The organism is Noviherbaspirillum phoenicis, assembly GCF_047237965.1.
Classification (GTDB): domain Bacteria; phylum Pseudomonadota; class Gammaproteobacteria; order Burkholderiales; family Burkholderiaceae_D; genus Noviherbaspirillum_A.
The window spans coordinates 954,516-973,874 of sequence record NZ_JBDFLX010000001.1 but is presented as its reverse complement, the minus strand read 5'-3'; the positions used below and the strand labels follow the sequence as shown (position 1 = coordinate 973,874).

Annotated in this window: 20 protein-coding genes; 12 read left to right on the top strand and 8 right to left on the bottom strand. The window is 64.6% G+C overall.

All coding sequences use genetic code 11. The annotated features are described in order from the left end of the window. Positions 1-4: 4 nt before the first annotated feature. Positions 5-1,054: a CAF17-like 4Fe-4S cluster assembly/insertion protein YgfZ gene (gene ygfZ, locus ABC383_RS04485; RefSeq protein ID WP_413012177.1), complete on the bottom strand. Its 1,050-nt coding sequence runs from the start codon at positions 1,052-1,054 to the stop codon at positions 5-7. Positions 1,055-1,179: 125 nt separating this feature from the next. Here ygfZ and mltG point away from each other — a divergent pair, with 125 nt between their 5' ends. The 4 genes from mltG to ABC383_RS04465 all read left to right on the top strand — a co-directional run bounded on the left by mltG (position 1,180) and on the right by ABC383_RS04465 (position 4,267). After that, the gene (gene mltG, locus ABC383_RS04480; protein WP_413012176.1) at positions 1,180-2,139 is read left to right on the top strand and encodes an endolytic transglycosylase MltG; all 960 of its coding nucleotides are present in this window, start codon (positions 1,180-1,182) and stop codon (positions 2,137-2,139) included. 16 nt (positions 2,140-2,155) lie between these two features. After that, positions 2,156-2,767 (top strand): dTMP kinase, encoded by a 612-nt coding sequence (gene tmk / locus ABC383_RS04475; protein ID WP_413012175.1) that lies wholly within the window; start codon positions 2,156-2,158, stop codon positions 2,765-2,767. Between the two features lie 89 nt (positions 2,768-2,856). Continuing rightward, positions 2,857-3,894, top strand: coding sequence for a DNA polymerase III subunit delta' (locus ABC383_RS04470; RefSeq protein WP_413012174.1), 1,038 nt, complete (start codon positions 2,857-2,859; stop codon positions 3,892-3,894). Positions 3,895-3,901: 7 nt separating this feature from the next. Then, positions 3,902-4,267, top strand: a complete 366-nt coding sequence (locus ABC383_RS04465; protein ID WP_413012173.1) for a PilZ domain-containing protein — start codon at positions 3,902-3,904, stop codon at positions 4,265-4,267. A gap of 145 nt (positions 4,268-4,412) precedes the next feature. Here ABC383_RS04465 and ABC383_RS04460 read toward each other — a convergent pair whose 3' ends face one another. Then, on the bottom strand, positions 4,413-4,985 hold the full coding sequence (locus tag ABC383_RS04460; protein ID WP_413012172.1) for an outer membrane protein: 573 nt from the start codon (positions 4,983-4,985) through the stop codon (positions 4,413-4,415). A gap of 330 nt (positions 4,986-5,315) precedes the next feature. Between ABC383_RS04460 and ABC383_RS04455 the strand changes: the two genes are divergently transcribed. Then, positions 5,316-6,104, top strand: coding sequence for a TatD family hydrolase (locus tag ABC383_RS04455; RefSeq protein ID WP_413012171.1), 789 nt, complete (start codon positions 5,316-5,318; stop codon positions 6,102-6,104). Then, positions 6,097-6,783, top strand: coding sequence for an ankyrin repeat domain-containing protein (locus ABC383_RS04450; RefSeq protein WP_413012170.1), 687 nt, complete (start codon positions 6,097-6,099; stop codon positions 6,781-6,783). Before ABC383_RS04455 ends, ABC383_RS04450 begins: the two co-directional genes overlap by 8 nt. 14 nt (positions 6,784-6,797) lie before the next feature. Here ABC383_RS04450 and ABC383_RS04445 read toward each other — a convergent pair whose 3' ends face one another. After that, the gene (locus ABC383_RS04445) at positions 6,798-8,324 is read right to left on the bottom strand and encodes an ABC transporter permease/substrate-binding protein (RefSeq protein WP_413012169.1); all 1,527 of its coding nucleotides are present in this window, start codon (positions 8,322-8,324) and stop codon (positions 6,798-6,800) included. A 105-nt stretch (positions 8,325-8,429) separates the two neighbouring features. Here ABC383_RS04445 and ABC383_RS04440 point away from each other — a divergent pair, with 105 nt between their 5' ends. Both ABC383_RS04440 and ABC383_RS04435 read left to right on the top strand, forming a co-directional pair. Continuing rightward, the gene (locus ABC383_RS04440) at positions 8,430-9,152 is read left to right on the top strand and encodes a pseudouridine synthase (RefSeq protein WP_413012168.1); all 723 of its coding nucleotides are present in this window, start codon (positions 8,430-8,432) and stop codon (positions 9,150-9,152) included. Beyond that, positions 9,149-9,892, top strand: coding sequence for an RNA pseudouridine synthase (locus ABC383_RS04435; protein ID WP_413012167.1), 744 nt, complete (start codon positions 9,149-9,151; stop codon positions 9,890-9,892). Before ABC383_RS04440 ends, ABC383_RS04435 begins: the two co-directional genes overlap by 4 nt. 1 nt (position 9,893) lies before the next feature. On the opposite strand, the gene ABC383_RS04430 is transcribed toward ABC383_RS04435, so the two are convergent. The 3 genes from ABC383_RS04430 to ABC383_RS04420 all read right to left on the bottom strand — a co-directional run bounded on the left by ABC383_RS04430 (position 9,894) and on the right by ABC383_RS04420 (position 12,029). Then, entirely contained in the window at positions 9,894-10,229 is a 336-nt protein-coding gene (locus ABC383_RS04430) for a hypothetical protein (RefSeq protein WP_413012166.1), read from the bottom strand. A gap of 69 nt (positions 10,230-10,298) precedes the next feature. Continuing rightward, positions 10,299-10,949, bottom strand: coding sequence for an acyl-CoA synthetase family protein (locus tag ABC383_RS04425; protein ID WP_413012165.1), 651 nt, complete (start codon positions 10,947-10,949; stop codon positions 10,299-10,301). 129 nt (positions 10,950-11,078) lie between these two features. After that, a complete protein-coding gene (locus ABC383_RS04420) occupies positions 11,079-12,029 on the bottom strand; it encodes an AMP-binding protein (protein WP_413012164.1) in 951 nt (316 codons plus the stop codon). Positions 12,030-12,206: 177 nt separating this feature from the next. Between ABC383_RS04420 and ABC383_RS04415 the strand changes: the two genes are divergently transcribed. Further along, positions 12,207-12,956, top strand: a complete 750-nt coding sequence (locus ABC383_RS04415) for a glutathione S-transferase (RefSeq protein WP_413012163.1) — start codon at positions 12,207-12,209, stop codon at positions 12,954-12,956. On the opposite strand, the gene ppnN is transcribed toward ABC383_RS04415, so the two are convergent. After that, positions 12,949-14,319, bottom strand: a complete 1,371-nt coding sequence (ppnN, locus tag ABC383_RS04410) for a nucleotide 5'-monophosphate nucleosidase PpnN (RefSeq protein WP_413012162.1) — start codon at positions 14,317-14,319, stop codon at positions 12,949-12,951. The two genes, ABC383_RS04415 and ppnN, sit on opposite strands and share 8 nt — an antisense overlap. A 314-nt stretch (positions 14,320-14,633) precedes the next feature. On the opposite strand from ppnN, the gene ABC383_RS04405 reads away from it, so the two are divergent. Next, complete coding sequence (locus tag ABC383_RS04405; RefSeq protein WP_413012161.1) at positions 14,634-15,539, top strand: acyl-CoA thioesterase; 906 nt, start codon at positions 14,634-14,636, stop codon at positions 15,537-15,539. A gap of 44 nt (positions 15,540-15,583) precedes the next feature. Further along, positions 15,584-16,474 (top strand): pirin family protein, encoded by an 891-nt coding sequence (locus ABC383_RS04400; protein ID WP_413016230.1) that lies wholly within the window; start codon positions 15,584-15,586, stop codon positions 16,472-16,474. A gap of 33 nt (positions 16,475-16,507) precedes the next feature. Here ABC383_RS04400 and ABC383_RS04395 read toward each other — a convergent pair whose 3' ends face one another. After that, positions 16,508-17,239: a phosphatase PAP2 family protein gene (locus ABC383_RS04395; protein WP_413012160.1), complete on the bottom strand. Its 732-nt coding sequence runs from the start codon at positions 17,237-17,239 to the stop codon at positions 16,508-16,510. A gap of 267 nt (positions 17,240-17,506) precedes the next feature. Here ABC383_RS04395 and ABC383_RS04390 point away from each other — a divergent pair, with 267 nt between their 5' ends. Then, positions 17,507-19,348: a hybrid sensor histidine kinase/response regulator gene (locus ABC383_RS04390; protein ID WP_413012159.1), complete on the top strand. Its 1,842-nt coding sequence runs from the start codon at positions 17,507-17,509 to the stop codon at positions 19,346-19,348. The last annotated feature ends 11 nt before the right edge of the window (positions 19,349-19,359 follow it).

Below are 19,359 nucleotides of genomic sequence, written 5' to 3'. Positions count from 1 at the left end.
CCGTTCAGGTCGGGTCGATCAGTTCGTAGGGCAGCGTGCCGATCTCGAGCACGGGGCCGGACGCCGAGCCGAGCCGGATGTCGCCGCCCTGCTCAAGCACAGCGGTCTTCAGTTCCACCAGGCACAGCGTCCTGTCGCCGCTGGCTTCGGCATTGACGACCTGGCCGCAGGGTTGGTCCGGGTCGCTGCTGGCAAACACCTCGGTGCCGGGCCGCACGCCGGTGGCAGCCACCTGTGCCGGCAGCATGCGGCGCTTGAGCTTGCCCAGGTACTGGCTGCGGGCGACGATTTCCTGGCCCGGGTAGCAGCCCTTGCGGAAGTTGACGCCGCCCAGCACTTCGAAGTTGATCATTTGCGGCACGAACTGCTCCTGAGTCGCCTGCACGACCAGGGGTATGCCAGCCTGTATGTCGAGCGCGCGCCAGGCGGCGGTGGCGGCCGGCCGCAGGCTTTGCGCCAGTTGCGGCCAGGCCTGCTGCGCGGTTTCCAGGGGGGCGATCCACTGGAAGCGCGGCACGCCGGCCGCATCCGGCATGCGGATCAGGGTGCCGGCGGCCTGCTGCTTCACGCCATAGGCGGCAGCGGGCAAGTCGGGGAACCATGGCGCCAGCGCGGCCGCGACATCCGGGCCGGCCAACCCGAGCGCCACCTGGCTGTCACTGACGTCGGCCAGCTTTGCCTTGGCGCGCAGGATGAACATCTGCAGGCGCTTCTGCACCGTCGCCTGTATCTCGCGCGGCAGTTGCAGCAGGATGGCGTCGCTGGATTTCCAGATCAGCATGGTTGCCAGCAGGCGTCCCTTCGGCGTGCAGTAGCCCGCCAGCCGCGCCTCCGACAGGCCAAGCGCCTGAACGTCATTGGTCAGCTGGTTATGCAGGAACGACGCGGCTTCCTCGCCGGTGGCGGCGATCAGGCCGAGATGGGTCAGCGGCACGACGATGTTCGCGGCGCTGGATTCGTCCTGGAACCCGACGACTTCCGGCGCGGTCGATGCAGAGAGGCGGGCGCCTTGGGTGGCCAGAAAGTCCAGCCAGGGAGTGGTGCTTGTGCTCATGGGATTAGTTGATTGACGGATTCACCGATTATCATGACGGCTCGATTATAGTGGCGTCAGAAAAACGCGTTCGGTCGGGCGCGAATTTGAACAGGCGGAGTGGTGTGAAAAAGTTTCTTGCAATAATGACCGTCCTTGTCGCGACGCTGGCGTTCGGCTTCTATTATTGGGCCGGGCAGCCCATCATGAAGAAGGATGGCGAGGCGATCGGCTTCACCATCGAAGCCGGCAGCGGCGTGCGCGGCGCGACCGAGCAGGTGGCGGCGGCCGGGGTGCCGGTACAGCCGCTGCTGCTCGAAGCGCTGGTCAGGCTGGGCGGCAAGAGCGGCAAGATCAAGGCCGGCGCCTACGAACTGGAACCCGGCGCCACGCCGCGCAGGCTGGTCGAGCAGCTGGTGCGCGGCGAATTCGCGCAGCACGCGCTGGTCGTGATCGAAGGCTGGACCTTCCGCCAGATGCGCCAGGCCATCGCTGAGAATGCGGCCCTCAAGCACGACACCGTCAACATGAGCGATGAAGAACTGCTGGCCAAGGTGACGCCCGATTACCGTCAGCCGGAAGGCCTGTTTTTCCCCGATACCTATCTGTTTGCCAAGGGCGCCAGCGACCTGCAGATCTACCGGCGCGCCCATGCGCTGATGCAAAAAAAGCTGGAGGAAAGCTGGACGGGCCGTGCGCCGGGCCTGCCGTACAAGACGCCGTACGAGGCGCTGATCATGGCATCCATCGTGGAAAAGGAGACTGGCCAGAAATCCGAGCGCGATCTCATTGCCGGCGTGTTCGTCAACCGCTTGCGACAGGGCATGATGCTGCAGACCGATCCCACCGTGATCTATGGCATGGGCGAGCGTTTCCGGGGCAATATCCGCAAGCGCGACCTGCAGACCGATACGCCGTACAACACCTACACCCGCGCCGGCCTGCCGCCGACACCGATCGCGCTGCCGGGAACGGCGGCGCTGGCCGCGGCGCTCAATCCGGCCCGCACCGATGCACTGTACTTCGTCGCCCGCGGCGACGGCACCAGCCATTTTTCGGGTAGCCTGACGGAACACAACCAGGCAGTGAACAAATATCAACGATAGCGATCGCTTCACATTCATGACACCAGGAAAATTCATCACCTTCGAAGGCATAGACGGCGCCGGCAAGTCCACCCACCTGTCCTTCGTGGCCTCGCTGCTGCACGAGATGGGCCATACCGTGATCACCACCCGCGAGCCCGGCGGCACGCCGCTCGGCGAACAACTGCGCGGCCTGCTGCTGAAGGAAAAAATGCATCTGGAAACCGAGGCGCTGCTGATGTTTGCATCGCGCCGCGAGCATCTCGCCCAGGTGATCGAACCTGCGCTTGCCCGTGGCGACTGGGTCGTTTCAGATCGCTTTACCGACGCCACCTTCGCCTACCAGGGCGGCGGGCGCGGACTGGCGCGGGAAAAGCTCGACGCGCTGGAAGCATGGGTGCACCCGCACCTGCAGCCCGATCTGACGCTGCTGTTCAACGTGCCGCTGGAAGTGGCGCGCGCCCGTCTGGACAAGTCGCGCGATCTCGATCGTTTCGAGCAGGAGCAGGCTGCATTCTTTGCCGCCACCCAGGCTGAATATCTGCGCCGGGCCGAACAGTTTCCCAAGCGGTTCCGTCTGATTGACTCTACTCAGACAATAAGTGAAGTAAATCAGGCACTTGCAGAAATAATCGAAGAATTAAGTTGAACTTCAAATTTATGTTGTAAGTGACTGATTATGAATAAAAATCTTTGGAATATTAAAGTGATTCATGAAGTATTGATGGTGGACAAGTAATGGCGGTAACAATCAGCCCGACCCTGCCTTGGCAAGTCGAAGCCTGGTCACAGGTGATGCAGATGCGGGAGCGCTTTCCGCATGCGGTATTGCTGCACGGGCCGCAGGGCGTCGGAAAAACCCAGTTCGCCGAACAGCTCGCCCAGGCGCTGCTGTGCGAGGCGCCTCTGCCGGATGGCCATGCCTGCGGGCAATGCCTGGCCTGTGGCTGGTTTGCCCAGTATGCGCATCCGGATTACCGGCGGGTGCGCCCGGAGAGCATGGAGGATGCCGGCGCCGTGGATGACGCCGGTGCTGAAACCGGGAAGGCGGCAAAGGCGGAAAAAGGCGTCTCGAAAGAAATTCGCATCGAGCAGATACGTGCACTGGCTAACTTCATCAACGTATCGACCCATCGCAGCGGCCGCCGCGTAGTGCTGCTGTATCCCGCCGAGGCGCTGAACGCGATTGCCGCCAATGCCTTGCTGAAAACCCTGGAAGAGCCGCCGCCGGCAACCGTATTCCTGATGGTCAGCCACAATATCGACCGTCTGCTTCCAACCATCGTCTCACGCTGCCGCAAGGTGCCGCTGCCCATGCCAGGCGCGGCGCAGGCCCTGGCCTGGCTTCAGGCGCAGGGCGCGGCGGAAGCCGAAAGCTGGCTGGCCGAGCAGGGTGGCGCGCCGCTCGCGGCGCTGGCGCAGTCGCAGGCGGGATCGCGGGACGCGGTCGAAACGCTGCTGGCGCATCTGGCCAAGCCGGCAGCCGACGCGGCGCTGAAGACAGCGGACCAGTTGCAGAAATCCTCGCCGGCGGACATAACCGCCTGGCTGCAGCGCTGGCTCTATGACGTGTTTTCCGTCAAGTTTTCCGGAAAGATCCGTTATTATCCAAAACACCGCCGGGAAATCGACGCGCTTGCCAAGCGTGCAGACGCGAACAAACTGCTGGCGGTGATGAAGTCGATGAACGAAAGACGGGCCATTGCAGACCATCCGCTGTCGCCCAAGCTGTTCATCGAAGACATGTTGCTGGATTACTCCACCGTTTTCGCATAGGTTGGCCATGGCAGAAATCAGCGGCGCCGCGCCGCCCCGTCCCTCCGTACTGTCACTATCCGTCAAGGAAAAGGCGGCGCTGTATGCTGCCTACATGCCTTTTCTGGCAAACGGCGGCATTTTCGTTCCGACCAGCCGCAGCCACCAGCTGGGCGACGAAATCTACCTGATCCTGTCGCTGATGGACGATGCCAGCAAATATCCGATCGCCGGCAAGGTGGTATGGGTCACGCCAGCCGGCGCCCACAATAACAAGGCGCCAGGCATCGGGGTTCATTTTCCCGCCGATGAGAGCGGCCAGCGCACGCGTCAGCGTATCGAGGAAATCCTCGGCGCGGCGATTACGTCGTCGCGCGCCACCCACACGCTTTAGGCGCGTTCAGTCCTGCGGTATGTTGCAGCGCCCGGCGTGCTAGCGGCAGGCGATTCGGCAGAACCGGCGGAATGTGCGCCAGAAATGAAAAGGGAAGCCAGCCAAAGCGCCGGCTTCCCGAAACAGCGCTCAGAACACCGCTTCCTCAGAACTTGTAGCGCAGGCCGACTGAAACCATCTGCGCCTTGGTATTGCCTTCATCCCCGTCAATCACCTTGCCAAAGTTTTCATACTCCGCAACCACGCTCATGTTCTTTGCAAAGCCGTACTCGGCGCCGATGCCGAACATCGCGGCGGTGTTGGAGCGGCTCATGCTGTCGCTAAAGCCATTCAAGCGCGCCGTCACCTTGCCGTGGTTGTTTGTCACGCCGGCCTTGGCAAACACCGAGAATTCCGGAGTCAGCGGCATGGCCGCGGTGCCGGCGATATACAAGGCGCGGGCGCGGTAGTCCAGCGAAGCCGTGTTGAAGCCGTCCGTATCGGAATTGCTGACTTTGCCGAGATGGACGTAACCGGCCTCGATGCCGAAGTTTTCCGTCAAGGCGTAGCCGCCGTACAGCTTGACGCCGGTCTTGTGTTCCTTGCCCGAATCGCCGTCTATGGACAGTTTGTGCTCGGCACTGCCGACGTTGGCGCCGATATAAGCGCCTGCGGCATGTGCCGAGGCGGACAGCAGAAGCACAGTGCCAAGCAATACAGTTGAAAGAGTTTTAGTCATTATTTTCCCCAGGAATACCTTCGCAAGTTGTGCTGCATCTGAAAACCAAAAGCAGCCTTATTGGGGTAACCAACTCCAGCGCGGAGTTCCCGGCTGGCAAGACAGGGGGAGCGCTATATTTTTAATATCAGACTGCACCGTGTTTTAGCGACGCTTTTCGCCGGGACGCTTTTCGCCGGCATGGTCTTGACGGGCAACGAACCGTGAAGGCGCTTGTGGCAACGCCAGCGTCCCCGGCTGCCCGACGACCGGCAGACTTGCCCAATGCGATGCGGTGGCCGGCAAGCGAGGCCCGGCAAGCGCCTGCGCCATTGCGTACAATGGCGCCCTATGTTTATCGATTCCCATTGCCACATCAATTTTCCGGATTTTGCCGAGCGCATGCCGGAACTGCTCAACCGCATGGCGGAGAACCGTGTCACGCATGCGCTGTGCGTGTCGGTGGACCTGCCTGACTTCCCGCAGGTGCTGGAGCTGGCCGAGCGCCATCCACATATCTATGCGTCGGTCGGCGTGCATCCTGATTACCCGGACACGCCGGAACCTTCGGTGGACGACCTGGCCCGGCTGTCCGACCATCCAAAGATCATTGCCATTGGCGAAACCGGTCTGGATTACTACCGACTGGAAGGCGACCTCGAATGGCAGCGCGAACGCTTTCGCACGCATATTCGCGCATCGCGGGCCACCGGCAAGCCCCTGATCATTCACACCCGCGCCGCCGCCGAAGACACGCTGCGCATCATGCGCGAGGAGGGCGCGGGCACCGACAAGGGCGGCGTGGCCGGCGTGATGCACTGCTTCACCGAATCGCTGGAAGTGGCCGAGGCGGCCATTGCAATGGGTTTTTATATCTCGTTTTCCGGAATCGTGACCTTCAAGAGCGCGCGGGAACTGCAGGCGGTGGCGCGCGCCGTTCCGCTCGATCGCATGCTGATCGAGACCGATGCTCCGTATCTCGCGCCAGTGCCGTTCCGCGGCAAGACCAATGAGCCGGCCTTCGTCAGGCATGTGGCGGACTTCCTCGCCACGCTGCGCGGCGAACCGCTGGAGCGCATCGCCCACCACACCACCGACAACTTCTTCAAGCTGTTTTCCAGCGCCCACGCCCATGCATGACGTCCTGACTTCCCGCCTTTCCCGCCGCCAGGCGCTGCGCTTGCTGGCGGTGCCGGTCCTTCTCTCCGTCCTGCCCGGCATCGCTTTCGCCGGTGCTTACGACGACTATTTCGGCGCGGTCAAGCTCGACAACATCAAATTGGTCCGGTCGCTGCTGCAGCGCGGGTTCGACCCCAACACGGTGGATGAAGAGCGCGGCGAGACCGGACTGATCATTGCCGTGCGGGAGGATGCCGGCAAGGTGTTCGACCTGCTGCTCAATACGAAAGACATCAACCTCGATGCCCGCGCCCGCAATGGCGACACCGCGCTGATGATGGCGGCCTACAAGGGCAGGTATGACGTGGCAAAGGTCCTGCTGGACAAGGGCGCGGAGCCGAACCAGACCGGCTGGGCCGCGCTGCATTATGCCGCCGCGGTCGGCAACAACCAGATCGTGCAGCTGCTGCTGGACCATTCCGCCTATATCGACGCGGAATCGCCGAACCAGACCACGCCCATCATGATGGCGGCGCGCGGCGGACACATTCTGACGGTGAAGCTGTTGCTGGACGAAGGCGCCGACCTGACGCTGAAAAATGGCGCCGGCATGACCGCGCTCGATTTCGCCCGCGCTGGTGGTTTCAAGGACATCGTCGAAGGCCTGACCTACCGCCTGAAAAAAGCCGGCAAGCTGTAAGTCGGGCGTGCAGCTTAGCTCGCGCCGCGCCGGCGCAGCGCACTTTCCGCCAGTTCGAACAAGCCTTGCGTGACGAGCGCCAGCAAGGCGGACGGTATGGCGCCGGCCAGCAGCATCTGGTTGTCGTTGAGCGCCAGTCCGACCGCGATCCGTTCTCCATAGCCACCCGCGCCGATGAAGGCGGCGACGGTGGCCGTCCCTACCGTCATGACCGCCGCGGTTTTCACGCCGGCCAGGATCAGCGGCCACGCCAGCGGCAGTTCCACCAGCAGCAATATGTCGGTGCGGCGCATGCCCAGCGCCTGCGCTGCCTGGCGCAGGCCGTTCGGCACCTGCGCCAGGCCGGCGCAGGTATTGCGCACGATGGGCAGCAGCGCATAGACCGATAGCGCGATCAGCGCCGGACGGGTGCCGATCGCCCCCAGCAGCGGTATCAGCATGGCGAGGAGGGCCAGCGACGGTATGGTCTGCAACACGCCGGCCAGCCCCAGCACTGGCTGGCGCAAGCCCGGCACCAGCGAGGCCGCCAGGCCAAGCGGCACGCCGGTCGCCGTCGCTGCGGCCACGGAGACGAGCACCAGGAACAGGTGCTGCCCGGTCAGCGGCAGCAAGCGCTCCAGCAGCTTGGCCTGCAGGCCGCCGGAAGCGGCGACCGCCGGCCTGGCGCTGGCCTCGGTTGCCGGGTGGACGGCCGTGTCCTTCAGAAACTCCTCCGCAGCCTGGGCGAAGCTGCGGCCTTCCAGTTCGACCGCGGCATTGAGCGCAATCATCCGCTGCTGGCTGATGCTGCCTTCGAGACGCTGCAGCGCGCGCCAGGCGACCGGGAAGCGCCCGGGCGCATCCAGCCGGTATAGCAGCATCGCGTCGTAGCGCGGGAAATAGCCGAGATCGTCTTCGAGCACGCGCAGGCCCATGCGCCCGATGCGGGCGTCGGTCGTGTAGATGTCCATCACATCGATCTGGCGCGCGGCGAGGGCATCGTAGGCTATGCCATGATCGAGGCTGCGAGGCTGGTTGGCCAGACGATAACGCCGGGCGAGGCCAGGCCAGCCGTCGGCGCGGCCGATGAATTCATGCGACAGGCCCAGCCTGAGCGCCGGATGGCGCGCCAGGTCGCTCAGCCGGACGATGCCGAGTTTCTGCGCCTGGTCTTCAGGCATGGCCAGCGCGTAGCTGTTGTTGAAGCCCAGCGGCACACCGGCGCCCAGCCCCAGCGCCGCCAGTTCCTGCCTGACCTGTTCCATCGGCACCGGCCCGGCATGACGCAGTATTTCCTGGCTGATGGTGCCCAGATATTCCGGATAGACATCGATGCTGCCAGCCTTCAGGGCTTCGAACAGGATGGCGGTATTGCCCAGGCCGCGGCGATGCACGACCTGGCCGGCTTGGGCGGCATTGGCCGCAGCGGTCAGGATCTCGCCCAGCACATAGGACTCGGTAAAGCGCTTGGAGCCGACCTGCAGCTGATCGCCGGCATGGGGCAGCGGTGTCACGGCGATCAGCAGGATGGCTGCGAGTGTGCGCAGGAACTTGAAAAGCATAAGGTGTCCGTCATCGTGTGCCTGCGCCTGGATACGGGGCGAAGGCGCTCTAGCTTAACCGGAATCGGCCGCTGAAACGGAAGTCGCTTCTGGTACAGTGCCGCCATGAGCAAACTGACTTTGGATCGCATGCTGCAGTCGCAGGGCTTCGGCAGCCGAAAATGGTGCCGGCAACTGGTGGAGGACGGCGAGGTCACGGTCAATGGCCAGCCAGCCGATGACTACCGGCTGACGCTGGACCCCGACCAGCTGGTCTTCACCGTGTTTGGCGAGGAATGGACTTACCGGCAGCATATTTATATCGCACTGAACAAGCCGGTGGACATCGAGTGTTCACGCAAGCCCAGCCACCATCCCGGCGTGCTGACGCTGTTGCCGGAACAGTTCACTTGGCGCGAGGTGCAGCCCGTCGGCCGGCTGGACCATGACACCACTGGCCTGCTGCTGATGTCGGACGATGGCGCCTTCATCCATGCGCAGTCGTCGCCGCGCCGGCATGTGCCCAAGGTCTACGTTGCCACCACCCATGAACCGGTCACCGACGAACTGCTCGAGCGGCTGCGCAATGGCGTGCAGCTGCATGACGAACCCGCGCCGCTGGCTGCGCAGCGCTGCGAAAGGGTGTCGGAACATGAACTGGAGATCGTGCTGGAACAGGGCAAATACCACCAGGTCAAGCGCATGCTGGCCGCGGCAGGCAATCACTGCTCTGCGCTGCGGCGCGTCGCCATCGGCGGCCTGACGCTGGATGCCCTGGACCTGGCGCCTGGCCAGTGGTGCTACCTGAATACGGAACAACTGGCGCTGCTGGCGCCTGCCGCCCAATGAACGAGATCGAGACACTCCGCCTCGCAAAGCGCCTGGCCCAGGAAACCGGCTGTTCGCGCAACGAGGCGCAGCAATACATCGAAGGCGGCTGGGTGCTGGTCGACGGCCAGGTATGCGAGGAGCCGGGCCTGCGTGTGGGGCCGGAAAACCGCGTCGTGCTGGCTGCCGGCGCACGCGCCGAGGCGGCGCCGCCGGTCACCCTGTTGTTTCACAAGCCGGTCGGACTCGACACCGGGCCCGCCGGCAAGCCGGACGCCGGATTGATTGTGCCGGCGCTGACGCACGCGACGCGCAGTTCCGCCGACCGCTCCGGCACACGCCCGCTGAAGAAACACTTCGTCGGCCTGCAATTGACCGATGGCCTCGAAACCCAGGCCAGCGGGCTGCTGGTTCTGACACAGGACTGGCGCGTGGCGCGCCGGCTGGTGGACGATGCGGCCCGGATCGAGCATGAATACATCGCCGACACCGGCACGCAGGTCAGTGACGAGCAGCTGGCGCGGATCAACCAGGGCATGCTGTTCAACGGCAAGGCAGTCGCCGGCCTGAAGGCAAGCCGCCAGAGCGAAACCCGCTTGCGAATCGTGTTGAAAACACCGCCGCGCGGCCTGCTAGAGCGCTTGTGCGCCGAGGCCGGCCTGGGGCTGGTTGCGCTGCGGCGCATCCGTGTCGGCCGGGTGCCGCTGGCCGGGCTGGAACCGGGCCAGTGGCGCTACCTGGCCGGCTACGAGAAGTTCTAGGTTACGACAGGCTGGCCGACTTCCAGTTCGAGCTGCCGTTCGGCACCCGGGAATAAAGACTGTCATCGCGGCAGGGCGGCATGCTCAAGCCTAGCGCCTCCTCCAGCATGGCCGGCGTGGCCAGCGACGACTCGAACACCGACCGGGGCAGGCAGCGGGATGGGGTTGCGCCGTTGGGCAGCAGGATCATGAACATCAGTTCCTGGCGCGGTGCCAGCGGCTGGAACGCCGCCTTCAGCACCGACCATATCTGCTCCATCGTCTGGTCATCGAGCCAGGCGCGTCCTTCGATGCGCAGCGCATAGTGGTTGGCATTGCCGGTTTGTAGTAGGGGCATGGTCTGCGTCCGTGGGTGCGGTGATTTGATTGGGTAGCGGCCCGGCTCCCGGCCGCGCATCGCAGGGACTTAGTAATGGGAAGGCGTCGCCGGTTCGGCGCCATGGCGACGCCTGCTCTCGTGGGCGTCGGCGGTGGGCAGCGTGCCGTTGAGGTAATCGGTGCGGCACTGGTTGCGGCGGACCTTGCCGCTGGACGTCTTGGGCAGGCTGCCTGATGCCAGCAGCACGACGTCGTCCACGGGCAGCAGGTGCACCCGGCGGATCGCATTGCGGATTGCCGTCTCCATCTGCGGCCATTTTTCCCGGCGTCGCATGAGTTCCCGCCTGATTTCGCAAACGATGACCAGTTTGGGGCGTTCCACGCCATCCACGGTGAACGCTGCCGAGGAGGAAGGGCGCAGGCCGCAATGGCTGCGCTCGGCCAGCAGTTCCAGGTCCTGCGGCGCATGGTAGGCGCCGCACAGCCGGATCCGGTCGGCCAGGCGGCCGACGACGAAGAGTTCGCCGGACCGCAGATACGCGATGTCGCCGGTACGGATGAAGGGGCCGTCGCCGTCGTCGAGCATGGCGCCGAACACCGCCTCGGAAACCAGGGGCTCATTCCAGTAGGCCAGGCCGGCGGAATCGCACTGCAGCCAGACTTCCCCGACCTCGCCCTCGGCGGCCTGCCGGCGCGAGACCGGGTCGACCACCAGGATGCGGCTGTCGTCATGCGCCATGCCGCAGCTCACCACGGGATGCGACAGGCCGGCAATGCCGGGCTGGTCCGTGCCCGGGCCTTCCTTTCCCAGCGAACCGGTGACGTGGCGGCCTGCCTCGCTCAGGCTGTAGCAAGGCAGGAGCGCCTGCTATTTCAAGCCGACCGGCCCCAGCAGGTCGAGCAGGCGGGCCAGAGTAGCGGCGCGCACCTGCTCTCCGGTGCAGAAGCACACCCGGAGCGACGACAGGTCGACGCCGCGAAGATGGTTGGGACGCAGTTTGCGCAGCAGGATATCGAACATGAAGTTCGGGCCGCCGATGGTGGTGACGCGGTGATGCTGAATCAGGTAGAGCCAGCGTCCCGGACGCTGCACGAACTGGGCGGGTGTCATCAGCACGGCCGGAATGCCGCTCATCATCGGCTCCAGAACGCCATACATCAGGCCGACCTCGTGGAACAGGGGCAGCGTGATCAGGCTCACGCTCTGCCGGTCATGCCCGAAAGAACGGCGGACGGCGGCGCAGGCGCGCGCCAGGCGGCCGTGGGTCTGCAAAATGCCATGTGGGTCGGCGGCCGTGCCCGAGGTGTACTGAATCAGCGCAGGCGTGTCGGGGCGGATTTCCGTCGGTTCCCACGTACAGGGATCGGCCCGGCCAGCCGTATCGTTTTCCTGCGGTATGGCGATCCTGGGCAGTTCCGGTATGAAGCCGGTTGCCATCACGCTGTCGCTGTCGGTCAGGATGGCCGCCACACCGGCATGGCGGGCGATGAACTGGATGCGCTGCTTCAGGCTTTCACGTCGCGGCGGTGCGGTCGGCACGGCGATACCGCCAGCCAGCAGGCAGGCGTAGAGGCCGACGACGAAGGCGCGGTTGGTGCGGCAGGCAAGCAGCACAGGCTTGCCGCCGAGATTTTCTTGCTGCAGGACGACGGCCAGGCTGGCTGCCTCCCACAGCAGGTTTGCGCAAGTCAGCTTGATATGGGCGCCGGGAAGATCACTGATGAAGTGATAGGCTGTTTCGTCGGGGTTGGTGGCAGCACGGTGAATGAGGGTCTGAACCAGATTTTGCTGTGCAAATACGTTTGATTCCACGGTCATTCAATCATTCTCCCGGTAAAGTCGGTATGCGCCGTTCGCGGGATCGAACATTCGTTCACCAGGAATGTTTCAACAACAATAATTATTCTTTATTAACATTGCTGAATTGCATCTTTGCGGCTGCTTGTTGTCGCTTGTTGCGCTCTGCAGCCATTTCAGCGGTAAAGGAAAATGCTCATGACTTATCAACTGTATTACTGGCCAGGCATACAGGGCCGCGGCGAATTCGTCAGGCTGGCGCTCGAGGAAAGCGGTGTCGACTATCAGGACGTCGCCCGGGAGGAGGGAAGTCCGGCGCTGATGGCGGCAATGGGGCAGCGTGACGCCGCCCATCCGCCGTTTGCGCCGCCATTCCTTGTATCTGATGGCTTGGTGATCGGCCAAACGGCCAATATCCTGTATTTTCTAGGGCCACGACTCGGCCTGGCGCCCGCGGAGGAGGCCGGTCGTTGCTGGGTGAATCAACTGCAGCTGACGATCGCCGACATGGTGACGGAAGCGCATGACACCCATCATCCTGTCGCGTCGGGAATGTACTACGACGACCAGAAGAGCGAGGCGCTGCGGCGTGCCCGCGACTTCACTGATGCCCGCATGGAGAAATTCCTGCGCTACTTCGAGGGGATACTCCAGGCGAACCCGGACGGTCCGGACTACCTGGCCGGCGCGGCGCTGAGCTATGCCGACCTGTCGATGTTCCAGCTCGTTGAAGGGCTCAAGTATGCATTTCCCAAGGCGCTGTCGCACCTCGCGCCCGGACTGCCGCACCTGATGGCCCTGCATGACGCCGTGGCGCGGCGGCCGCGGATTGCCGCCTATCTGCAATCCCCGCGCCGCCTGCCGTTCAACGAACAAGGCATTTTCCGGCACTATCCCGAGCTCGACGCCGACCGTGAGGCGCCGCAGACCTACGCCAACCCTACTTGATGACCCGGTAGCACGGAACGTACTGCTTGCCGGGCAGTTTCATCCGGTGCTGCTCGACGAACGCGGTCAGCAGCGCATCCATCGGCTCCATGATGGCCGGATCGCCATGGATCTCGAAATGGCCGTACTGCTCGATCGCGCGGATGCCTTGCTCCTTCACGTTGCCGGCCACCACGCCCGAAAAGGCCCGCCGCAGGTCGGCCGCCAGCAGGTGCGTCGGCTGGTTCTTGTGCAGGCGCAGGTTGCGCATGTTCTCGTGGGTGGGCAGGAAGGGCTTCTGGAACTCGTGGTCGATCTTCAGCGTCCAGTTGAAGTAATAGGCATCCGTCCGCGCCTTGCGGAATTCCCTGACGCGGCGCATGCCGGCTTCCATGGTCTTGGCTACCCGCACCGGGTCGTCGATGATGATTTCATAGCGCCGCTGCGCTTCCTCGCCGAGCGTCAAGCCAATGAAGGCGTCGATCTGGGCGAAATAGTCGGCCGCGTTCTGCGGGCCGGTGAAGACCAGCGGGAAGGGCTGCTCGGCATTGTCCGGGTGCAGCAGGATGCCGAGGATGTAGAGGATTTCCTCGGCGGTGCCGGCGCCGCCCGGGAACACGACGATGCCATGGCCGGTGCGCACGAACGCTTCCAGCCGCTTCTCGATATCGGGCAGGATCACCAGGTCATTGACGATGGGATTGGGCGACTCCGCCGCAATGATGCCCGGCTCGGAAATGCCCAGATAGCGGCCGGTGCCGATGCGCTGTTTCGCATGGCCGATGGTGGCGCCCTTCATCGGGCCCTTCATCGCGCCTGGGCCGCAGCCGGTGCAGATGTCGAGCATGCGCAGTCCGAGTTCGTAGCCGACCTTCTTCGAATAGTCGTACTCCAGCCGGGAAATCGAATGGCCGCCCCAGCAGACCACGAGATTGGGATTGGTGAGCGGGCGCATCACGCCGGCATTGCGCATGATGTGGAATACCGCATCGGTGATGCCGGCCGAGGTGTTGAGGTCGAAGTTGACGTTGCCGTTGACTTCGTCGGCAATGAACAGCACGTCGCGCAGCACGGCGAACAGGTGCTCGTGGATGCCCCTGATCATCTTGTCGTCGACGAAGGCGCTGGCCGGCGCGCCCTTGATGTCCAACTTGATGCCGCGTTCCCGCTCGATGATGTCGATGTCGAAGGAAGGGTAGCGTTCCAGCAGTTCCTTGCCGTCGTCGAGGTAGTTGCCGCAGTTGAGCACGGCAAGGGAGCAGTTGCGGAAGACCTGGTGCAGTCCGCCGTGGCTGTTATCCAGCAGTTTGTGAATTTCGGCCTTGGACAGGACTTCCAGGCGGCCTTCCGGAGAGATCTGGGTATCGACGACTTTATATTCCATGGGGCGTGCTTCCATAAGTGGAGATCATCAGGTGCATGCGCGGCCGTTTCGGGAGAGCCGGCCGCATGGCCGCGCATGTAATACCAATCCCAACCCATAATGCGCCATGAAACCGTGTCTTTTTCCGCCTAGCCGCGTTGGGATCGTCGTCAATAGCTGGGCTATTGACTCCTCACCCGCCTTGCCAGACGAAAAAATCCATCGGTTTCATCTGGCGCGTTATGAATTGGGATTGGTATAAGCATCATACTCCCCGGTATTGTCGAAACCTTAACCTAGTCGATCATCGACGACAGTGGTCAAACTGGAATAAGATGCGTTTCATTCTGTTTAACATTCCACCCTTGCCCATGCCAGACCCGACGCTCTACAACACCGAAGAAATCATCCGCCTGCTGCAGCTCGAGGAAATCGGCGCCGACCGCTACCGTGGCCAGAGCCACTTCATGGGCAGCCCGAATGTGTTCGGCGGACAGGTGCTGGGTCAGTCCCTGTATGCGGCCGTCAAGACGGTCGACGGGCGGCGTCCGCATTCGATGCATGCGATGTTCCTGCTGGCGGGCAATCACCGGCTGCCGATCGATTATGAGGTCGAGCGGGTGCGCGACGGCGGCAGCTTCAGCACCCGGCGCGTGGTGGCGTTCCAGGAAGGACGTCGGATCTTCGTGATGTCGGCCTCGTTCCAGGCGGTGGAAGTGGGCCTGTCGCACCAGAAGGACATGCCTACCGATGCCGATCCGGAGCGGATCGAATCGCTGCTGCCGCGCTGGCGCAACCAGGCCAATGCGGCGCGTCCCTACCAGCCGGTGCCGGTCGATTTCCGGGCCGAGAGCGGCGGCGATATCTTCAGCAGCCACACCACCGAGCCAAACAAGCAGGTATGGACCCGCGCGCCGATCACGCTGGGCGACGACCCGCTGATCAATGAAGCGCTGTTTGCCTACGTCTCCGACTACGGCCTGCTGTGGACCTCGCTGCAGCCGCACGATGTGCGCCCCGGCGACCGCCGGCTGCAGATCGCCAGCCTCGACCACACGATCTGGTTCCACCGGCCGTTCCGGATGGACGACTGGCTGCGCTTCGAGATGGAAAGTCCGAACGCCTCGGGCGGGCGCGGCCTGTGCCTGGGCTATGTGTACGACCGGCAGGGCGTGCTGGTGGCGACCATCGCACAGGAAGGCCTGATCCGACTGCGCAGTCCGCGGCCCGCCGCCGGCTGATTCCTTCATTTCACCCATCACAAGCTGGGAGCACGATCATGTCCATGCAGCCTTTCATTGCCATCGCCCCCCATGAGCGCGACCTCGGCGGATTCTCGGTGCGGCGCCTGCTGCCATCGGCGGCGCGGCGCATGGTGGGACCGTTCGTGTTCTTCGATCACATGGGGCCGGCGGAATTCGGGCCGGGGCAGGGCATCGACGTGCGGCCGCATCCGCATATCGGCCTTGCCACGGTGACCTATCTGTTCGAGGGCGCCATCGAGCACCGCGATTCGCTGGGCTCGCTGCAGCGCATTACCGCCGGCGACGTGAACTGGATGACGGCCGGGCGCGGCATCGTGCATTCGGAGCGCACGCCGGCCGACCTGCGCGCCAGCGGCGGCCGTATGCAGGGACTGCAGACCTGGGTGGCGCTGCCACGCGATCAGGAACACTGCGACCCGGCCTTCGTTCACCATCCGGCCGCCACGCTGCCCGTCATCGAGATGCCTGGCGTGTCGATGCGGCTGATCGCCGGCAGCGCCTTCGGCCAGACCTCGCCGGTGCAATGCGCCTCCAGCATGTTCTACATCGCCGTGGAGATGGAAGCCGGCGCCAGCTTCGTGCTGCCGGATGCCTATGCCGAGCGCGGCATCTACCCGCTCTCGGGCGACGTCAGCATCAACGAAGGCGTGCTGCCTGCCGGGCAGATGGCGGTGCTGAACCAGGCCGAGCCGGTAACGCTGCAGGCGCTGTCGCCGGCGCGACTGATGCTGCTGGGCGGCGAGCCGATGGATGGCGAGCGTTTCCTGTGGTGGAATTTCGTCGCCAGCGACCGCGCCTTCATCGAGGAAGCCAAGGAACGCTGGCGCAATGGCGGCTTCGATACCGTACCGGGCGAGACCGAGTTCATTCCCCTGCCTGGCGAGCCGAAGCCGCCCGAGTCGTTCAGCTAGGCGCCTGCTGCTGCGGCGCCGAACGGCCGGGTACTAGTACCCGGCGCCGGGCCGCTGGCGCCGGCGCAGCGTGGTCACTCCCATCCACACCAGGGCCAGCCAGGCCACGCCTTCGAGGATGCCAGCCACCACGTCGGTCAGGTAATGCGCGCCCAGGTACAGCCGGCTGAAGGCGATCAGGCCAATGAGCGCGGCGCAGGCCAGCACGCTGGCCAGGCGCCACTGCCAGCGGTCGACCCGATGCGCGACATAGGCCGCCAGCAGGCCATACAGCATCGTGCTGTAGGCCGCGTGGCCGCTGGGGAAGCTGAAGGTCGCCAGGTGCAGCAGCGGCTCGTCGAATACCGGACGCTGGCGCGCAAATGCCAGCTTCAGCAGCATGTTCAGCGCCATGCCGGCCGGCATGGTGAGCATCACGGCCAGCAGCCAGTAATGATCCCGCTTCAGGCACAGGTACATCGCCAGGCCGCTGGCCAGCACCGCGATGCCGCCCGGGGCATGCAGGTGGGTGATGGCGAGCAGCGCATCGGTCAGCGCCGGGGCCTGGTGCGCATGCAGCCATTGCGCCAGCGGCAGGTCGAACATGGTGGCTGGTCCATTGCGGGCGACCTGAAAGGCCAGCAGCGAAAAGCCGAGGGCGCAGAGCAGGAATACCAGCGCGCCAAGCCGGCGCTGGGCGCGCGGCGCCGCCAGGCCAGGCTGTTCCGTGCGTCTGGCGCGCGCCAGCGGCATGGGAGTAGGGGTTGGCTTGGAATCGATGTTCATGGCGAGGGGTTTTGTCGCAGTATCGCAAAGGCCCGGATCAATCCGCTGCCTGAATGACGGCAGACAATGCGCGTGCGCAAAGACGGCGGCGGCAGTCCCGGTGGCCGGCTGTTTCGTGTTACGCTCACCCGCCACCCGCCGGGGAACCGGCGCCAGCCCGCACGGCACGCATCCTCACTCTTTCCACCGCTATCCTGACTCTTTATGTCCAGCAGCTATCAGTCCAAAGCGCAGTTCGAACAAGAGATTCAAAATCGGCTTGGCCTGGTGCCAAATCTCTTCCTGTCCACGCCGGCCGCGCCGGAAGTGCTGCAGCAGTTCTGGATGGAAGGGCAGGCAGCGTATCTCGACAATCCGCTGCCTTCGTTGTTCAAGGAGCGGCTGTTCGTTTATCTGTCGCGGTTCTGTGCGGCCCGCTACTGCGTGATGCGGCATGCGGGCTTCCTGCTCGGACAGGGCTATCCCGCCGGCGACCGCAGCGCGGCGCCGCAGTCGGTCGAGGAAGTAATGACGCTGCTGCGCTACCTGCCGCCGCGTCCAACCCATCTGCAGGCGGCGCTGCAGGTGCTGCTGGCGGCATCGGGCGCGCTGACCAGCCTGCCCCAGCCCGGCGAGCCGGTCGAGCAGGCGCTGTTCATGGCCTGCGGCGCGATCGCGCTGGCTCCGGAGCACAACCAGCGCGCCCGGGACGCGGTGCAGCATGTGCTCGGTCGGCAATGGAGCGGGCAGCTGTTCTCGCTGATTGCCTATATCGTCAAGGTGCATTTCTGGGCCCGGCTGCATCCCGACATTGCGGTGGAACCCGACTTGCGCGCCTTCCTGGAAAGCGAACCCGAACTGGCCCGGCTGCTGCAGCAGCCGGAGACGCTGGAGCCGGCATCGGCCCATGACGGGCTCGATACACGTGACACACGCGACACACGCGACGCGCCTGACACGCCCGCGCCCGCGCCGGCCGACGCAGCCGGGGGCGAGGCCTTGGCCGCGCCGCGCAAGCGCGATCTGCAGCATCAGCGTTTCATTTCGCTGTTCAGCCACGAACTGCGCAACCCCGCCGCGGCGATCAGCGCCGTCTCCGACATGTTCCAGGTGGTGGGACTGGCGGACGACCGCCTGCGCAGCGCCGGCAACATCCTGCACCGGCAGATCCATGCGCTGACCCAGACGCTGGAACGGATGGTGGACCTGTCGGCGCTGCTGTTTGGCGACGTCCGGCTGGCCGGCGCGCCGACCGCGGTCGATGACGTGCTGGCCGCGGCCCTGCGCGAGATGGCGCCGCGCCTGCAGGAAAAGAACTGCGCCGTCGAGCTGGAAGCCACGGAAAGCCGGGTGTTCGTGATGGCGGATGGCCGGCGGCTCGGGCAGCTGTTCGAGAGCCTGCTGCAGCATGCGGTCAAGGCCAGTCCCGCCGGGCGTCGGCTGCAGATCGGCATCGAGGTGCAGGGGCAGAGCGTCTGCATCGCGTTCCGCGACCATGGGCCGGGCTTTGGCGAGCAGGCTAACCCGCTGGCCGAGCCTGCCGCCGGCAGCAGCAAGGGCAGCATGAGCGTGGCCCTGACCGCGGCGCAGGCGATCGCCGCGCTGCACCAGGGCAGCCTGCACGCCGCCAGCCCGGGCCCGGGGCAGGGCCAGACCATCACCGTCACGCTGCCGCTGCTGAACCAGCCGGGCGGCGCCGGCCAGGGCAGCCAGGCGGCTGCGGGCGACGACAAGCCGCAACTGCGGGTGCTGGCCATCGAGGACAACCGCGATTTTGCTCAGCTGTTCAGGCACATGCTGGAAATCATGGGCTGCGAGCTCGATATCACCTCCGACGCGCATTCCGGCCTGAAGATTGCGCACGAGATCATGCCGCAGCTGATCTTCTGCGACATTGGCTTGCCAGGCGACATGGATGGCTTTGCGTTCGCCCGGGCGCTGCGCGCCGATCCGGCCCTGCAGCATATCCCGCTGGTTGCGGTCTCCGGCTACAACAGCCCGGCTGACGTGCAGCGCGCGCGCGACGCCGGCTTCGACCGGCTGTGCGGAAAGCCCGTGAAATTCGCCGATATCAGCGAAGCGCTGTCGACCTTCGCCGCGCCCGGCCGCAGGCAGGCGCCGCCCGGCTGAGTCCGGGCTTC